Annotated in this window: 13 protein-coding genes; 4 read left to right on the top strand and 9 right to left on the bottom strand. The window is 69.9% G+C overall.

What is annotated here, in order from left to right:
• Positions 1-45 precede the first annotated feature (45 nt).
• The 6 genes from AB0I28_RS09085 to AB0I28_RS09060 form a co-directional block, all read right to left on the bottom strand.
• Entirely contained in the window at positions 46-2,208 is a 2,163-nt protein-coding gene (locus AB0I28_RS09085; protein WP_357491224.1) for a transglycosylase domain-containing protein, read from the bottom strand.
• 1,429 nt (positions 2,209-3,637) lie between these two features.
• Positions 3,638-4,357, bottom strand: a complete 720-nt coding sequence (locus AB0I28_RS09080; protein ID WP_357491222.1) for an ABC transporter permease subunit — start codon at positions 4,355-4,357, stop codon at positions 3,638-3,640.
• A 31-nt stretch (positions 4,358-4,388) separates the two neighbouring features.
• Positions 4,389-5,306 carry an ABC transporter ATP-binding protein gene (locus AB0I28_RS09075; protein WP_357491220.1) on the bottom strand — a complete coding sequence of 306 codons (918 nt, stop codon included), beginning with the start codon at positions 5,304-5,306 and terminating at the stop codon, positions 4,389-4,391.
• Positions 5,303-6,214, bottom strand: a complete 912-nt coding sequence (locus AB0I28_RS09070) for a hypothetical protein (protein WP_357491218.1) — start codon at positions 6,212-6,214, stop codon at positions 5,303-5,305. The genes AB0I28_RS09075 and AB0I28_RS09070 overlap by 4 nt, the downstream gene beginning before the upstream one ends.
• Positions 6,207-7,148, bottom strand: a complete 942-nt coding sequence (locus AB0I28_RS09065; protein ID WP_357491216.1) for an ABC transporter ATP-binding protein — start codon at positions 7,146-7,148, stop codon at positions 6,207-6,209. Before AB0I28_RS09065 ends, AB0I28_RS09070 begins: the two co-directional genes overlap by 8 nt.
• A 149-nt stretch (positions 7,149-7,297) precedes the next feature.
• Positions 7,298-8,659, bottom strand: coding sequence for a cobyrinate a,c-diamide synthase (locus AB0I28_RS09060; RefSeq protein WP_357491214.1), 1,362 nt, complete (start codon positions 8,657-8,659; stop codon positions 7,298-7,300).
• Between the two features lie 124 nt (positions 8,660-8,783).
• On the opposite strand from AB0I28_RS09060, the gene AB0I28_RS09055 reads away from it, so the two are divergent.
• From AB0I28_RS09055 to AB0I28_RS09045, 3 genes are read left to right on the top strand one after another with little or no spacing between them, the layout of a single operon-like run.
• Complete coding sequence (locus tag AB0I28_RS09055) at positions 8,784-9,575, top strand: SURF1 family protein (protein ID WP_357491212.1); 792 nt, start codon at positions 8,784-8,786, stop codon at positions 9,573-9,575.
• Positions 9,572-10,096 (top strand): hypothetical protein, encoded by a 525-nt coding sequence (locus AB0I28_RS09050; protein WP_357491210.1) that lies wholly within the window; start codon positions 9,572-9,574, stop codon positions 10,094-10,096. The genes AB0I28_RS09055 and AB0I28_RS09050 overlap by 4 nt, the downstream gene beginning before the upstream one ends.
• Positions 10,093-11,451, top strand: a complete 1,359-nt coding sequence (locus AB0I28_RS09045) for a dipeptidase (RefSeq protein WP_357491208.1) — start codon at positions 10,093-10,095, stop codon at positions 11,449-11,451. Before AB0I28_RS09050 ends, AB0I28_RS09045 begins: the two co-directional genes overlap by 4 nt.
• A 77-nt stretch (positions 11,452-11,528) precedes the next feature.
• Here the strand turns inward: AB0I28_RS09045 and AB0I28_RS09040 are convergent, their stop codons facing one another.
• The 3 genes from AB0I28_RS09040 to AB0I28_RS09030 all read right to left on the bottom strand — a co-directional run bounded on the left by AB0I28_RS09040 (position 11,529) and on the right by AB0I28_RS09030 (position 14,142).
• Positions 11,529-12,410, bottom strand: coding sequence for an LPXTG cell wall anchor domain-containing protein (locus AB0I28_RS09040; RefSeq protein WP_357491206.1), 882 nt, complete (start codon positions 12,408-12,410; stop codon positions 11,529-11,531).
• A gap of 117 nt (positions 12,411-12,527) precedes the next feature.
• The gene (locus tag AB0I28_RS09035; RefSeq protein ID WP_357491204.1) at positions 12,528-13,508 is read right to left on the bottom strand and encodes a M48 family metallopeptidase; all 981 of its coding nucleotides are present in this window, start codon (positions 13,506-13,508) and stop codon (positions 12,528-12,530) included.
• 4 nt (positions 13,509-13,512) lie between these two features.
• Positions 13,513-14,142 carry a hypothetical protein gene (locus AB0I28_RS09030; RefSeq protein ID WP_357491202.1) on the bottom strand — a complete coding sequence of 210 codons (630 nt, stop codon included), beginning with the start codon at positions 14,140-14,142 and terminating at the stop codon, positions 13,513-13,515.
• A 354-nt stretch (positions 14,143-14,496) separates the two neighbouring features.
• Here AB0I28_RS09030 and AB0I28_RS09025 point away from each other — a divergent pair, with 354 nt between their 5' ends.
• Positions 14,497-15,168: a single-stranded DNA-binding protein gene (locus AB0I28_RS09025; protein ID WP_357491200.1), complete on the top strand. Its 672-nt coding sequence runs from the start codon at positions 14,497-14,499 to the stop codon at positions 15,166-15,168.
• Positions 15,169-15,437 lie beyond the last annotated feature (269 nt).

Raw genomic sequence — 15,437 nt, 5'->3', positions numbered from 1 at the left:
CGAGCGTGCGGCGGGCCGCGACTCGCGTCGCGGCCCGCCGTCATGTCACTGCCGTAAACCTCGGCTGGATATCTTGTCGCCGGGTGGCTTGAAGTCCTTCTTCGGTCTCTCGTCGGCGTTCTGTTTGAGCACCGCCGAGGCCGTGTCGATCGGCTTCATCGAGTTCCCGTCCCCCACCGCGTTGAAGGGGTTGTCCGGGTCGGCGATGAAGCTGGCGGCTGCCAGGTAGGGCGTGAAGCCCACGAACCAGGCCGCGCGCGTCTGGTCGGTCGTACCGGTCTTGCCCGCCACGGGTGAGCCGACCTTCGGGTACACGCTCGGCGCCGTGCTCCACGGGCCGCAGCTGCCCCGGGAGGACTTGTAGCCGGTGACGCAGCGGGCGGCGTCGGTCGCGGCGCGGGCGACCTGTTTGTCGAGCTCGCGGTGGCACTGCGGCGCCGCCGCGTCGAGCTCCTGGCCGCGCGAGTCGATGATCTTCAGGATCGGCGTGGTCTTGCAGTACATGCCGTCGGCCGCGAGGGTCGCGTAGGCGTTGGCCATCTCCAGCGGCGTCGTGTCGGCGACGCCGAGGGTGAACGAGCCCCAGCCCGAGGAGCGCGCCGGGTCGGCGAAGTACTTGTCGGTGGAGCTGCGCCAGCGCAGGCCCAGGCGCTCGGCCATCTTCACGGCCTTGTCCGCGCCGACCTGCTGGATCAGCTGCGCGAAGTAGGTGTTGACCGACATCCCGAAGCCCGACCACATCGTGCGCGAGCCGGCCATGCCGCCGCTGGCGTTCGACGGGCACCACAGCCCGCCGCAGGAGGCGGGACCGGAGGCGACCGGGTACTTGGTCACGACCCGGCCCGGCGACTGGATCGTGTGATTGAGGCCCATGCCCGACTCCAGCGCGGCCAGCATGGTGAAGATCTTGAAGGTCGAGCCGGCCTGGTACCCGGAGAGTTCGCCGCCGCCCATGAGCGGGTTGACGGTGCTGGGGTAGTTGCCCTTGACGCCGTCGGCGCGGGCGACCGGGTTCGAGTGGTCGAGGTTCTTGCTCTGGTCGAGGCTGAAGAGGCGGTTGGTGGCCATCGCGGTCACCCTGCCGGTGCCCGGCTCGACCGAGGTGACGCCGATGGCGAACTTGCTCGTCTTCTTCTCCGACGCGTCGATCTTGAGCTGCGCGGCCTTCTGCGTGTCCGGGTCGAGGGACGTGATGACCGTGTAGCCGCCCTGGCGCAGGTTCGACTCCCGCTCGCGCGGGGTCGCCCCGAAGGCCTTCTCCCCGCGCCACCAGTGGCGGACGTAGTCGCAGAAGAAGCCGTAGCCCAGGTCCTTCTTCGCGGGGATCATGCAGGAGTTGACCGGGTTGCGCAGCTTCAGCCTGATCTTCTCGGCCTTGATGACCTCGGCCTCGGCGGCCGGGACGTAGGTGAGCCGGACCATCTGGTCGATGACGTAGTTGCGCCGGTCGGTCGCCGCCTTCTTGTCGGTGGCCGCCGGGTCGTACGAGGACGGCGCCTGGACCAGCCCGGCGAGCATGGCCGCCTCGGGGAGCGTCAGGTCGCGCGGCGACTTCGAGTAGTAGATGTAGGCGGCGGCGTAGATGCCGTAGGCGTTGTGCCCGAAGTAGACCTGGTTGAGGTAGCGCTCCAGGATCTGCTCCTTGGACAGCTCCTCCTCGATCTGCACGGCCAGCCGCATCTCGCGGATCTTGCGCTCGCTGGTGCGGTCGGTGGCGGCGAAGACCTCCTCGGCGGTCTTGGCGCTCTGCTTGAGCGCGCCGCGGACGTACTGCATCGTGAGCGTCGAGGCGCCCTGCGAGACCTCGCCGGCGCTGTGGTTGGCCGTCATGGCGCGGACGATGCCCTTGAGGTCGACCCCGTTGTGGTCCCAGAAGCGGGAGTCCTCGCTGGAGACGATCGCCTGCTGCATGACCGGCGCGATGTCCGACAGCGGGACGTAGCGGCGGAACTCGTCGTAGAACATGCTGAGCAGCGTTTTGCCGTCGTTGGCGTACACGTACGTCGTCTGCGGCGGCGGGTCCATCGCCAGCGCCTCGGAGACGTCCTCCAGGTTGTCCACACTGGACTTGACCGTCAGACCCCCGAGCGCCACCAATGGGAAGAGCATCACCGCGACCAGCAGTCCGGCTATCACGCCGATGCGCACCAGACTGCGAAGACCGAGAGCCGCTCCCCTTGCGCCTTGCCGAATCCCCTGCAGCGTCACAGCGTTGACGCTAAGGCAGATGGTGTGGAAATGGGTGGTAACGCGCCAAGTTGTGGGGATTGGAGGGGGTGAATGTGTTGGCGTGCGGGTGGGGGCTGGGACAGGGGGTGGGATGGGGGCAGGGTGGGGCGCCGTTCGCTCGTCGTCGCTCGTAAGCGCTCAGCGCTCAGCGCTCAGCGCTCAGGGCTCAGGGCTCAGGGCTCAGGGCTCAGCGCTCATTGGACTTGGCCGCGCTCCACTCGCAGCGATCGCCGCCCACCGCTTGTCGGCGTCCGTCTGAACTCTGGGTGCCCGGGCGGTCTGGGCGTCCACCCGTCTCGCCATCACCGCGCTCCGCTCGTGGCCATTCGCCGCTCACTGCTCCCCGCGCTCCCCACAACGCCGCCGCTCGTCGATGCTTCCTCCACGTTGCCCCTAATCGTCGGTGCGTCTCGCTCACCGCATCGCCACTCGACGCCACTCGCCACTCGCCGCCTGCCGTCTGCCGTCTGCCGCTAGTCGGCACTCGCGCATCGACATCTGATCTACCGGCACTTCTGATGCCCCCGCACCCGCGACTCACCGTTCCCCGGTTACTGGCACGTCTCGCACTCGGATGCCGCCGCTCACTGCCACTTGACACTCACTGCTATTTGTCACTCGCCTCCCAGTCGCACTGCTGAACGCCGCCCCGCCGCCCCGGTGCTCGCCGGCTCCCGCACCGCCTGCCCGCCTGCCCGCCTGCCTCGACATTCGAGCCGCATTGCCGCTCAATACCACTCGCCATTCACTGCCACTTGGCACTCACCGCCACTTCGCGCGGCATCGCGATGCGCTTCCCCACGCCACTCACCCACCATTCGACACTCACCAGCATTTGGCATTCACCAGCATTTCTCGCAGCATCACGACGACCGCCCCTCGACGCTCACCACCACTCGCCATTCACTGCTACTTGGCACTCACCAGTATTTGGCATCCACCAGCACTTCCCACCACGCTGGTGGCCCTCGCACCCACCGCCCTCTGCTCAGTGGCTCGGCGGCAGGTCGCTCATCACCGCTCTCACAATGTCGTCGCTCAACACTCCCCAGCGCTCTGAACCGCGCCGCCACCGCCATGCACCGTTCCGGCGCCACCCACCGCATCGCTGCTCGCTGCTCACTGCTCACTGCTCGCCGCCACTTGACAGTCGACGCCACTTGACACTCACCAGCACTTCCCCAGCGCACCGCCAAGCACCGCCCCGCCGCCTGCCGCCGATACCGCTCCCTGTGGCTCCCGGTGGCGAGTTCTCAGCAGGACTGCGTCCCGTCGGGTTCCTCACCTCAACCCGGCTGGGTGGCTCCGCCCCCAGCACCCCCGCCCACGCGAAAGCCCCGGCGCCCCTTCCGGACGCCGGGGCCCTTCTCCCGCCCCCGCGGGTCTTCCAGCCGTGCCCTGCCTCTCCCTACTGCTCCCCCGCCAGCGTCAGCGACCGGAGCCGCTGCACCGCGAAGTACAACCCGAACAGCGCCACGGCCGTCAGCAGCGACGCGCCCACGGGCAGCGACACCGCCGAGGCGATCAGCCCGTCGGCGGCGATCTTCTCGCCGATGGACAGGGACCACTGCTGGATGCTCAGCGCCTGCGCGCCCGGCACGGCACCGCCGACGAGGCTCTCCCAGATCAGCACGTACAGCAGCCCCACGACCACCGCGTGCCTGGTCACGACGCCCAGCAGCAGGAACAGCGCCGAGTAGCCGAGCGCCCCCACGAGTGCCGAGGCGGTGAAGCCGAGCACGATTCCCTTGTCGGCGCCGGCCAGGATGAAGGCCGCGATCGCCGTCGGCACGACCGCGAGCAGGATGGTCCCGAACAGGGCGACGAGGTACTTGGTCAGCACGATCGTCGGGCGGCCGATCGGCTTGGCCAGCAGGTAGACGACCGACCCGTCGTCGATCTCGGTGGCGATGGCGCCGGTCCCGCAGATGAGCGCGATCAGCGGCAGCACGGTCCCGATCGCCAGGGACGACAGGATCGTCGTCGCCGTGTCGATCTCAAGCCCTTCCGCCAGGCCCCGCAGGAGCCCCGCGACGGCGAGGAGCACCAGCGGGATCAGCGACAGCAGCATGAGCCTGCGCGGGGAGAGCAGCCCGCGCATGGTCAGGCGGGCGATGGTGCGGTTCATGACTTCGACTCCTCAGAAGGGGTGGCCCGCATCAGGCACCCACCAGGTACGTGAAGACGCTTTCCAGCGACTCGTCGGTCGGCGACACCTCGTAGAGCCGGATCCCCCGCTCGCGCGCCACGTGCGGCAGCCTGCGGGTGAAGCGGACGAAGTCGATCGCCTGGATGTGCAGGACCCCGTCGCGCAGGTCGAGTTCGATGCCGGCGGTGCTCTCGTCGGCGATGAGGGCCGAGGCCAGCGCCCGGTTGTCGTCTGAGCGGACGGTGTAGCGGTGCGGCCGGTCGACCATGAGACGGCGGATCTGCCGGTAGTCGCCCGAGGCGGCGTGCCGCCCGGCGACCATGACCTCGATGTGGTGCGCCAGCTGCTCGACCTCTTCGAGGATGTGCGAGCTGAACAGCACCGTGCGACCCTCGGCGCCCATCTTGCGCAGCAGGTCCATCAGGTGCATGCGCTGGCGCGGGTCCATGCCGTTGAAGGGCTCGTCGAGGAGCAGCACCGACGGGTTGTGCACCAGGGCCGAGGCCATCTTGACGCGCTGCCGCATGCCCTTGGAGTAGGTGGCGATGCGCCGGTCGGCGGCGTACTCCATCTGCACCGTGTCGATCGCGGTCTGGGCGGCGAACCCGGCGTTGGGCAGGCCGAACAGCTCGGCGTTGGCGACCACGAACTCGCGGCCGGTGAGGAAGTCGTACATCGCCTCGCGCTCGGGCACCAGGCCGATGTGGTGGTAGATGTCCTCGTTGCGCCAAGTCGGGGCCCCGTCGAGAGTGACGGTCCCGGTCGAGGGGGCGAGGAATCCGCCCATCATGTGCAGGAGGGTGGACTTGCCCGCCCCGTTGGGCCCCAGCAGTCCCGTCACGCCCGGACCGATCGTCATGGTCACGTCGTTGACGGCGACCACGTTGCCGAACCAGCGGGAGACCCGGTCGACGCTGATGGTGGTCATGAGTGGGACACCTTCTTGTAGCGCAGGGACAGGAGGGCGTAGGTCCCGGCGATGACCGCCAGCAGGACCACCACGAACACGACCTCCGCGACGGTCCCGGGAGGACCTGCGGGCGTGTTCGGCTCGATGCCGAAGAGCGCGACCTGCGCGCCGTCGAACAGGGTCATCGGGGAGAACAGCCCGGCCCAGCCGGCCAGCTTCTCGTTGCCCAGCTCGTAGGTGATGCCCTGGACGGCGGTGACGACGGTGTAGCTGCCCGCCAGGAGCGTGATGATCGCCGCGACGCCCAGGCCGCGGCGCGGCGTGAGGGAGGCGATGAGCAGGCCGACCCCGGTCAGCAGCGCCGCCAGCAGCAGTACCGCGACCAGGGCGAGCAGGAAGTCGCCGGTCTGGTCGAGGAAGTCGAGCTTCGCGAGCAGCGCGCCGGCATAGAGGATGACCACCGGCGAGGCGAGCAGGATGAACAGCGCCGAGGTCATTCCGGCGAACTTCGCGGCCACGTAGTCGCGGTCGGTCAGCGGCCGGGAGAAGTACAGCGGGAGGCTGTGGAAGCGCAGGTCGCGGGAGACCGTCTGGGGCGCCTGGGCGGCCAGGAAGATCGCCGGGACGGCCTGCACGATGATCGCGTAGCTCGTGTAGGGGACGAGGAGTTCGTCGGCGCCCATGAAGATCATGACGGCGACGATGATCGCGGCGGGCAGGACCATGAAGGCCGCCAGGCTCATCGGCATGATCTTCGACTTCGCGGCGCGGCCGAGGCCGAAGACGCCGCGGAGGCTGTGCACGTAGAGGGCGCGCAGGATCTGTCGGCGCCCGCCGCGCTGCCCGTCGTAGTGGCGGTAGCCGATGTCGTGGATGACGCCGGTACCCCTGGGGGCGGCCTGGTGGGCCGCTTCGGAGCTAGGCATCGGCCGTCTCCTTCTCGGTCTGCGGGCTCTGGAAGACCTCGGCGATGCGGTGCCTGCGCTGCTGGAGGCGGACGAGGCCGACGCCGAGCGCGTCGATGGTGTCGCGGATGGTGTCGTAGCCGGTCTCGGTGTCGACGCCGACGTGCAGCAGGCGGCCGTCGCGTTCGACCTGGAGGCCCGCGCCGACCAGCGCCGTGTAGGCGTCGTCGGTGCCGTCGGCGCCGTCCTCGTGGGTGTCGACCTCGACGGTGAACACGCCCATGGTGCGGGTGAAGTCCTTGGTCGCCTGTGCGCGCAGGAGTTTCCCGCCGTCGACGACCACGACGTGGTCGCAGGTCCGCTCCAGTTCGCCCAGCAGGTGCGAGGTGACGAACACGGAGATGCCGAACTCCGTGTAGATGCGGCGGATGAGGTCGAGCATCTCGTCGCGGCCGACCGGGTCGAGGCCGTTGGTGGGCTCGTCGAGGAGGACGAGCTGGGGGTCGTGGACGAGGGCCTGCGCGAGCTTGACGCGCTGCTTCATGCCCGTGGAGTACCCGCCCATGGGCCGGTACCGCTCCTCGTAGAGGCCGACGTGCCGGAGGGTGTCGGCGGTGCGTTCACGCGCGGCCGTCGCAGGCAGGCCCGACATGCGCGCCATGTGCATGACGAACTCGGTCGCCGACACGTCGGGCGGCAGGCAGTCGTGTTCGGGCATGTAGCCGACGCGTTCGCGGATGGTGGCGCCCTCGGTGGCGACGTCGAGCCCGAGGACACGGGCCTTCCCCTCGGTGGCCGGGGATAGGCCGAGCAGGATCTTGATGAGCGTCGACTTGCCCGCGCCGTTGGCGCCCACAAGGCCGGTGACACCGACCGGCACGTCGACGGAGAGGCGTTCGAGGGCGGTCACACGCGGATACCGCTTGGTGAGTTCCTCGGTTGCTATGACAGACACATGGATGACGTTAGTGCCACATAGCCGGTAGGTAATCCTTCCTCAGGCTGACCATCTCCTGAGGAATCCCTGGGAACGGCCCTTAGGGGAAGGTCAGCCCGGTTCGGCGCGGTGCGCGCGGGCCCGGAGCGGTCCGCCCCGGCGAGTGCTCACGTCGACACGTCCGCCGCCGCGACCAGCCGGTGCGCGATCCGCGGGTAGCCCGCCCAGTGCAGGTTCAGGTAGGACGCGTGCACGTTGCGCCAGACGTATCCCTCGGGCTGTCCGCCGTCCCACTGCCAGGCCGGAGCGTCGCCGGTACGGGGCATGACCATCGAGCGGTGCCCTTTGTGCCCGGTCATCTCGTCGCCCTCGTCGGCGATCACGCTCGTCGACTGGGCGACGGCGTTGCGGTAGCCGAGCACCAGCATCGACGCGGAGTGCGCCTCGGCGTCGAGGACGCCGCCCATGGGGCGGTTGTCGTACTCCTTGGTGAGCCACAGGAAGCCCGAGGACTCGGCGACCACGGGCGCGCCTGAGCGGGCGAGTTCGGCGACGGCGTCGCGCAGCTCCTCGTTGGCCGACAGCTCGTCGACGTACTGCTCGGGGAAGCCTCCGCCGAACACCAGGGCCTTCGTGCCCGCCGGGAGCGCGCTGTCGCGCAGGGGGTCGACGACGGCGATCTCGGCGCCGGCGGCCGTCATGAGTTCGAGCGACTCGGCGTAGGAGTAGCTGAAGATGCTGCCCCCGGCGACGGCGATCAGCGGGGGTTCGCCCTCGAACTCGACGGGGTCGCCGATGGCGCTCTCGGCCGACCACGGCTCGGAGGTCAGCGGGGGGACCGAGCGGCAGATGCCGAGCAGGCGGTCGAGGTCGACCGAGTCGAGCATGAGCTCACCGAGGCGGCGGATCGCGCGGACCGCCTCGACGGAGCGCTCGACGACCGGGACGAGGCCCTGCGCGCGGGGCGGGAGGACGACCTGGTCGCGGCGGCGCAGGACACCGAGGACGGGGACCTCGATCGCGTCGAGGGCCTCGCGCAGGATGTGCTCGTGGCGGTCGGATACGACCCGGGTGAGGATCACACCGCCGAGCCACAGGGGTTCGTGGAAGGACTTGAAGCCGTGCACCAGCGCCGCCACCGACTGGCCGGTGAAGCCGCAGTCGACGACGAGGATGACCGGGGCTCGCAGCATCCCGGCGACCTGGGCGGTGCTCTCGGTGTCGGCGCGCCCGCCGAGCCCGTCGAACAGACCCAGGGTGCCCTCGACGACCGCCACGTCGGCGCCCTGGGAGCCGTGCGCGAACAGCTGGGACAGCAGCGCCGGCGAGGTCAGCTGCGGGTCGAGGTTGCGCCCGACCCGCCCGCCGGCCAGGCCGAGGTATCCCGCGTCGACGTAGTCGGGGCCGACCTTGAAGGCGGCCGGCTTCAGACCGCGCGAGCTCAGCGCGGCCAGCAGGCCGGCGGTGACCGCCGTCTTGCCGTGCCCGGAGGAGGGCGAGGCGACGATGAAACGGGGGATGGCGGTCATTACTCCTCCGATGGATGGTTGCGAGCCTTAAATAGTGCCCGGCTTCGGCAAATCCCGGTGTACCGGGTCGCATCGGCGCCGGTGGCCCGGGGCGGGCACAGGCGGGGCGCGTAAACTCGCCGCCGTGTCGACGCCCGGTTACCGCTTCCTCGCCTCGCCCCGCTGGCTCGGGATCATCGCGGGCGGGATCGTGGCCATGGCGCTGTGCGCGTTCCTCGCCCAGTGGCAGTACGGGCGCTACGAGGAGCGCGCCGCGGCCAACGACCGTGTAACCGCCGCCGCCGACTCCCAGCCGCGCGCGCTGAGCGAGGTCCTCCCGCCCGGCTCCGGCCTCGCCGAGGACGACCAGTGGACGCTGGTGACCGCGACCGGCACCTTCGACGCCGCCAACCAGATCTTCCTGCGCGGCCGGACCGTCGACGGCAACACCGGCTGGGAGGTCGTCGTCCCGCTCGTCCTGCCCGACGGTCGCGCGGTCCTCGTCGACCGCGGCTGGGTTCCGCAGGGCGACAAGGGCGCGACGCACCCCCCGGACGTGGCACCGGTCCCGTCGGGCGAGGTCACCGTCGACGGCCGGATCCGCCCGCCGGAGACCGCGATCGGCGAGATCGCCGAACTCAACGGCGCGCTCCAGACCCGCCGCCTCAACCCCGAGCTGATCGGCGGGGCCCTCCCATACCCCGTCCTGGCCGGGTACATGACGCCCGACGAGCCCGAGGAGGGCTTCAAGGCGATCCCGGTTCCCGAGCAGCGCAGCTGGCAGAACTTCGCCTACGCCTACCAGTGGTGGCTGTTCGCCGCGCTCATCCCGATCGGGCTGGTCATCCTCGCCCGCAAGGAGAAGCGCGGGGACTCCAAGGAGGCACTTTCCGGGGACCGCGTCGATGGCGGGGAACCTGTACGTTCTGGCGTATGACGACCGCCCGTTTCCGCACCGCGAGCGACCCGCTCAACGAGTTCTCGCTCGACGCCGCGCCCCACGGCGTCCCGGTGCTGCCGGTCCCGGTCACCGGTCCCCCGTCGCAGCGTTCGCGCGGCACCGTTCGGCGCAGTGGTGAGGTCTTCCTCACCTCCATCGGACCGGTTCGCGTCACCGATCGCCGCGTCTACACGCCCGCCGTGACGCTGCCGCTGCGCGAGGTGTCGTGGCGGGTCGACAACCGCGTCGGCGCGTTCCAGGAAACCCCCGAGTGGGCGACGGTCGCCGGGCTGGTCGGCATCCCCTTCACGCTGGGGCTCAGCCTCCTGCTGCTCACCGTCAAGGAAACAGTGTTCAGCGGCCACGTCAAGGTCACCATCCGGCACACCACCGGCAAGTACACGATGCGCCTGCCGGTGACCTCCGCCGGCCAGATCGCGCACATCCACAACGCCGTCGCCTACGTGCGGCGGTGGATCCCCCGGGGTTCCCGGGCGGGTCATACGATGGCGGCATGAGTGATCTTCGTTCCGCGGTGGAAGCCGTCCTTCCAGGCGTGCGCGCCGACCTGGAGCGCCTCGTACGCATCCCGAGCGTGGCGTTCCCCGGCTTCGACCACAGCCATGTGCGGCGCAGCGCCGAGGCCGTCGCCGAGCTCCTGAAGGGAGCCGGCCTGCCCGACGTCAAGATCGTGTCGACGACGGCGCCCGACGGCACCCCCGGCCAGCCCGCAGTGATCGGCCGCCGCCCCGCGCCCGAAGGCGCCCCGACGGTGCTCCTGTACGCCCACCACGACGTGCAGCCCGCCGGCAACCCCGCCGAGTGGGAGCAGGACGACCCCTTCGAGATCGTCGAGCGCGACGGCCGCCTCTTCGGACGCGGCGCCGCCGACGACAAGGCCGGCGTGATGGCCCACGTCGCCGCCCTGCGCGCCTTCGGCGACGACCTCCCCGTGGGCGTGACCGTCTTCGTCGAAGGCGAGGAGGAGTACGGCTCGGCCTCCCTCGAGAAGCTGATCGAGGAGTACCAGGAGGAGCTCGCCGCCGACGTCATCGTCATCGCCGACTCCGGCAACTGGGACATCGGGCACCCCGCGCTGACGACGTCCCTGCGCGGCCTCGTCAACGCCTACATCGAGGTGCGCACCTCGACCCACGCCGTCCACTCCGGCATGTTCGGCGGCACCGTCCCCGACGCCCTGACCGTCCTGTGCCGCCTCATGGCGACCCTGCACGACGAGAAGGGCGACGTGGCGATCCCGGAGCTGATCCGCACCGAGGCCTCGCCGCTCGACTACCCCGAGGAGCGCCTGCGCGCCGAGGCGGGGATGCTCGACGGCGTCGAGTTCATCGGCACCGGCCGCCTCGTCGAGCGCATGTGGACCAAGCCGACGGCGACCGTGCTGGGCATCGACGCGCCCGGCGCTCAGGAGTCGGCCAACGCCCTCCAGCCCTACGCGCGGGCGAAGGTCAGCATCCGCATCGCGCCCGGCGAGAACGACATGCAGGCCTTCGAGTACCTCAAGAAGCACCTGCTGGCGCAGGACGTCTGGGGCGCCGAGGTCACCGTCAGCCTCGACCAGGGCGGCCTGCCCTGCGTGATCGACGCGACCGGGCCCGCCTACGACGCCGCCCGCGACGCCTTCGCCGAGGCGTGGGACGGCGTGCGGCCGGTCGACATCGGCGTCGGCGGCTCGATCCCCTTCATCGCGACCTTCCAGGAGATGTTCCCGCAGGCCGCGGTCCTGGTCACCGGCGTCGAAGACCCCGACGCGCGTGCCCACGGCCCCAACGAGAGCCTGCACCTCGGCGAGTTCGCCCGGGTGTGCCTGGCGGAGGCGTACCTGCTGCGCAACCTCGCTCCGAAGGGCTAGGGCTTGTCATGGGAACGGGCGGCCTTCGGGCCGCCCGTTCCCATGTGCGCCTTCGCTCTACGGCCGCGCGGGGCGGCTCAGTACTCCCCGACTCGCCGGCGCCTGGCCAGCAGCCACAGTCCCGTGCCGCCGACGAGGAGCGCCACGCCCGACAGCGCGATGACCGTCGCGGTCGTGCCGGTCACGGCCAAGGGCGGCCCGCTCGGTGAGGGCGAACTTTGCGAAGGACTGGGCTTCGGCACGATCTTGATCACCACATCGTTGTCGTGGTTGCCGATCACCGTGCCGCCGGAGTCGTAGCCACGCACCCGGATGCGGACCGTGAAGCTCTGGTTCGGCGCGGGCGAGACGCAGGTGTACTCCTCGGTCTGGCCGGGTTCCATGTCGCCGAGGTCGCGCTCGCATTCGGCGACGTCGGGAGAGCGCACGACGACGTCGAGGATGGTGAAGGACGGGTGCACGTTCTTCACGGTGATCGTGTAGGTCACCGGGTCACCGGCGTGAACGGTGGTCTTGTCGGCCTTGACGTCGACGGCCAGGACGCCCTCGGCCTCCGTCGCGGTGACCGGCAGGGGCACGATGGTGCTCGCCGCCGACTCGGTGCGTCCGGTCTCGCCGGTCAGCCCGGTCACGCCGAAGGGCGCGGCGGTGAGCTCGCCGTACTTCCCGTCGCAGTGCAGCGTCGCGGTGCCGCCGGGCTGGAGGATCTGGCTCGCCTCCGCGCAGGTGAACCCGGCCGGCGCGGTCAGACCGGTGAGGCGGACGGCGTCCTCGGCCTTGTTGGCGATCGTGAGCGCGACCCGCCCCGCGCCGTCCGCGGTCGGCTCCGAGGCGACCCCGCTGAGACTGAGGCCGCCTTCGGCGGCGGCGACCGAGGGCAGGGCGAGAACCCCGAGCCCGGTCAGCGCGAAGACGGCGGCAAGGCCCCCGACCATTTTAAGCACAGCTTTTGTCTCCATACGACTCCCCATGGATCGTCCCCACTCACCCACAGACAGTGGGCGCTCCAATTCTGCATAACGGAATGTGGAGGGATTGGTTACGGGGAGCCTGTCGACTAATGGATTTCCATACGTTCAGTCGATGTCGCCTCGTCCGCGAAGACGACGGACGAGGCCGGCGATCGGGTCCTGTGACCTGCTGAAAGCCTCCCGGTAAGACCGGGCGGCGGCGCGCACCTCGTCGGTGATGGAGACTTTGTCGTCATCGTCCCGGCGCGGATATTCTCCGCGCAGAACTCTGCCATATTCGCCTTCATCGACCCATTGCTGAAGAGAAGCGGCGCGCGCGACGGCGAAATCGTGAGTGCGCCGTTCGAGCATCATCAATTTGAGCAGACTGTCGCGGATATCGCCGGCCGACTCGAACTCCCGCGCCTGCGCAAGGAAGGCGGTGATGTCCACATCGGACAGATCACCGCCGCCGGCGAGTTTGGCCAGCGCGCGGATGGCCGCCGCCGGGTCCTGGCCGGCCAGCAGCCCGGCGCGGTCGGCGGACAGTTCGGCCTTGCGGCTCCACTCGTAGAGGGCCGCGACGATCGCGCGCAGCGCCAGGGATCCGATGGGAATCCAGGAGACGCCGAGGGCGAGGTTGACCATCAGGTCGAGCATGGTGCGGTAGACGGCGTGACCGGAGGCCGCGTGGCCCAGTTCGTGGCCGAGGGCGAAGCGCAGTTCGGCCTCGTCGTAGAGGTTCACGGTGCCACTGGTGATGACGATGAAGGGCTTGTCCATCCCGATGGTCATCGCACCCAGATCTGGGTCGCGGCTGACGTAGAGCTCGGGAAGTTCGGCGAGGTCGAGGGTCGCGGCGGCCTCGGCGTAGATCGCGTGGACCTTCGAGTACTGGCGGTGGTCGGCGCGGATCGCCGAGCCGAGGTAGCGCAGTCTCAAGGCCCGTTCGTCGAACATGCCGAAGAGCTTGCGCAAGACGACGTCGAAGCCGCGCAGCTCCCGCAGGGCGACCAGGGCGCCGCGGTCGGCGGGGTGCTCCCAGGCGCGGGTGCTGATGCCGCGCAGGACGGTGCGGCGGCGTTGGGTCAGGTCGGCGTCGGCCATGGGCTCAGGCTCCTTGCCCCGGGGGCGGGTCGAGGCGAACGTACTCGGTTTCATGATCGTGCCCCACGCGCGCGTTTCCGTCCATCACGACGTCGGCGCACGAGCGGGTGCCCTCGGCGGCGAAATGCGCCGTCTCGTCGGCGATCCAGCGACGCAGGGGCGCGGCGACCTGCGCGCCGTCGCGGGCGAGGACACGCGCTTCGCGCACCTCGACGGGGGCGTCGACGAAGACGATGAAGGACAGGAAGCGGCGGTTGGCGCGGCGGGCGCTGCCGACGCCTTCGAGGATCAGGACGTCGGGGGATCCGACGTGGTGTTCGCGATCACCGAAGCGGGAGGCGTGCCAGTCGTAGGCGCGATAGGCGGCCGGTCGCCCCACCGCCAGCGGGTCGAGCACGAGCGCGGTGAGCCGGCGGCCGGAACCGTCCAGATCGGACCAGCCGTCGAGCAGGTCGTCGGTGTGCAGAACGTAGGCCGAGACACCGGCGGCGCGAAGGGCTCCGGCCAGCGAGTCGGCCACTGTGGACTTGCCCGCGCCGGTGCCGCCGTCGACGGCCACGGCCCGAATACCCCCCAAAAAGGACGGACGGTCCAGAATGGACTCCGCGAGTTCGCCGAAGCGACCGGTCTCCATCAGACTCCCAGGTCAGGTCGGGTGCGGCGGGGTTATCCCGCCGTCACGATCGATGACGGCCAGTCCGCTCGCGGTAACATCCGCATAACATCTACGGCGCTGCGACTTGACTCGCGTATGCAATTACGGCTATTCGTATGGTGGGTCAGCGAAACGGTGTGGGGCATCAGGAAGAATCATCCATCTTCCCGGTGCCCCACGCCGTATCCGTGTGTTTTGGCAACCGGCCGCCCCAAAAGTTATCCACAACCGGCCGGTAATCCACAGCCCCACCCTCCCACCTCTGGGCATCGCCTCCGACCTGCGGGATCGTCGAGAACACCACAAGACACCCGACAGACCTGGAGCCGTCTCATGTCCGACACCGCGCTGACCGTCATCGGCAATGTCATGACCAAACCGAGCCGCCGCCGACTTCAGCCCTCGGGGGTATCGGTGACCGATTTCCTGCTCAAGTCCACCACCCGCAAGTACCGCCGCGACACCGGAGAGTGGTACGAGGGCGACAGTTTGTGCGTGCAGGTGACCTGCTGGCGGGAGCTGGCGGACCGGGTGTTCGAGTCGGTGGGGAAGGGGGATCCGGTGATCGTGCACGGGAGGTTCGGGGGGAAGAGCTACATGGACGATGGCGTGCGGAAGGCGGGGTACGAGGTGGAGGCGAGGGCGGTCGGGCACGACCTGAGGTGGGGGTTCGCGACCTTTGAGCGGGCGGATGGGGTGTGGGCGGGGGCGGGGTCTGGCGTGGGGTCGCGGGGCGGGGTGGGGGTCGGGCCGCCGGAGCCGGACCTGGACCGGATCGTGCTGACGGGGATGGCGGGGGCGTCAGGGGGTTCGGGGGCATCGAGGGGTGTGGGGGTGGCGGGCGCTGTGGTTCCGGTTCCGGTGGCGGGAGGTGGGCCGGGGAGCGGGGCGGGGTACGGGGCTGGTGGCGGGGCCGGGGTGGGGTACGGGGCTGGCGGGGAGACTGCGCCGCAGGCTGAGGCCGAGCGCTTCGACGGGCTGGCGGAGGGGGTCTCGGCGGGGTAGTTGCGCGGAGGAGGGGCGGCGGGGCGGGGTTACGCATGCCGAAGGCCGCCCCTTCTCCTCCGCCGCGGCTTCGGGGCACACCTCGTCGCTTCGCAGCGTTCGCCTCACAGTGACTCGGCACTTGACCACGCCCACGCCACCCTGCCCGGCGGATCAGGCTGCTCGGCAGTTCGGCAGTTCGGCAGTTCGGCAGTTCGGCAGTTCGGCAGTTCGGCAGTTCGGCAGTTCGGCAGTTCGGCAGTTCGGCAGTTCGGCAGTTCGGCAGTTCG

Origin of the sequence: Phytomonospora sp. NPDC050363 (assembly GCF_040655735.1) — a bacterium.
GTDB lineage: Bacteria > Actinomycetota > Actinomycetes > Mycobacteriales > Micromonosporaceae > Phytomonospora.
The sequence above is the reverse complement of the archived record's forward strand: the minus strand, read 5'-3'. Positions and strand labels throughout refer to the sequence as shown.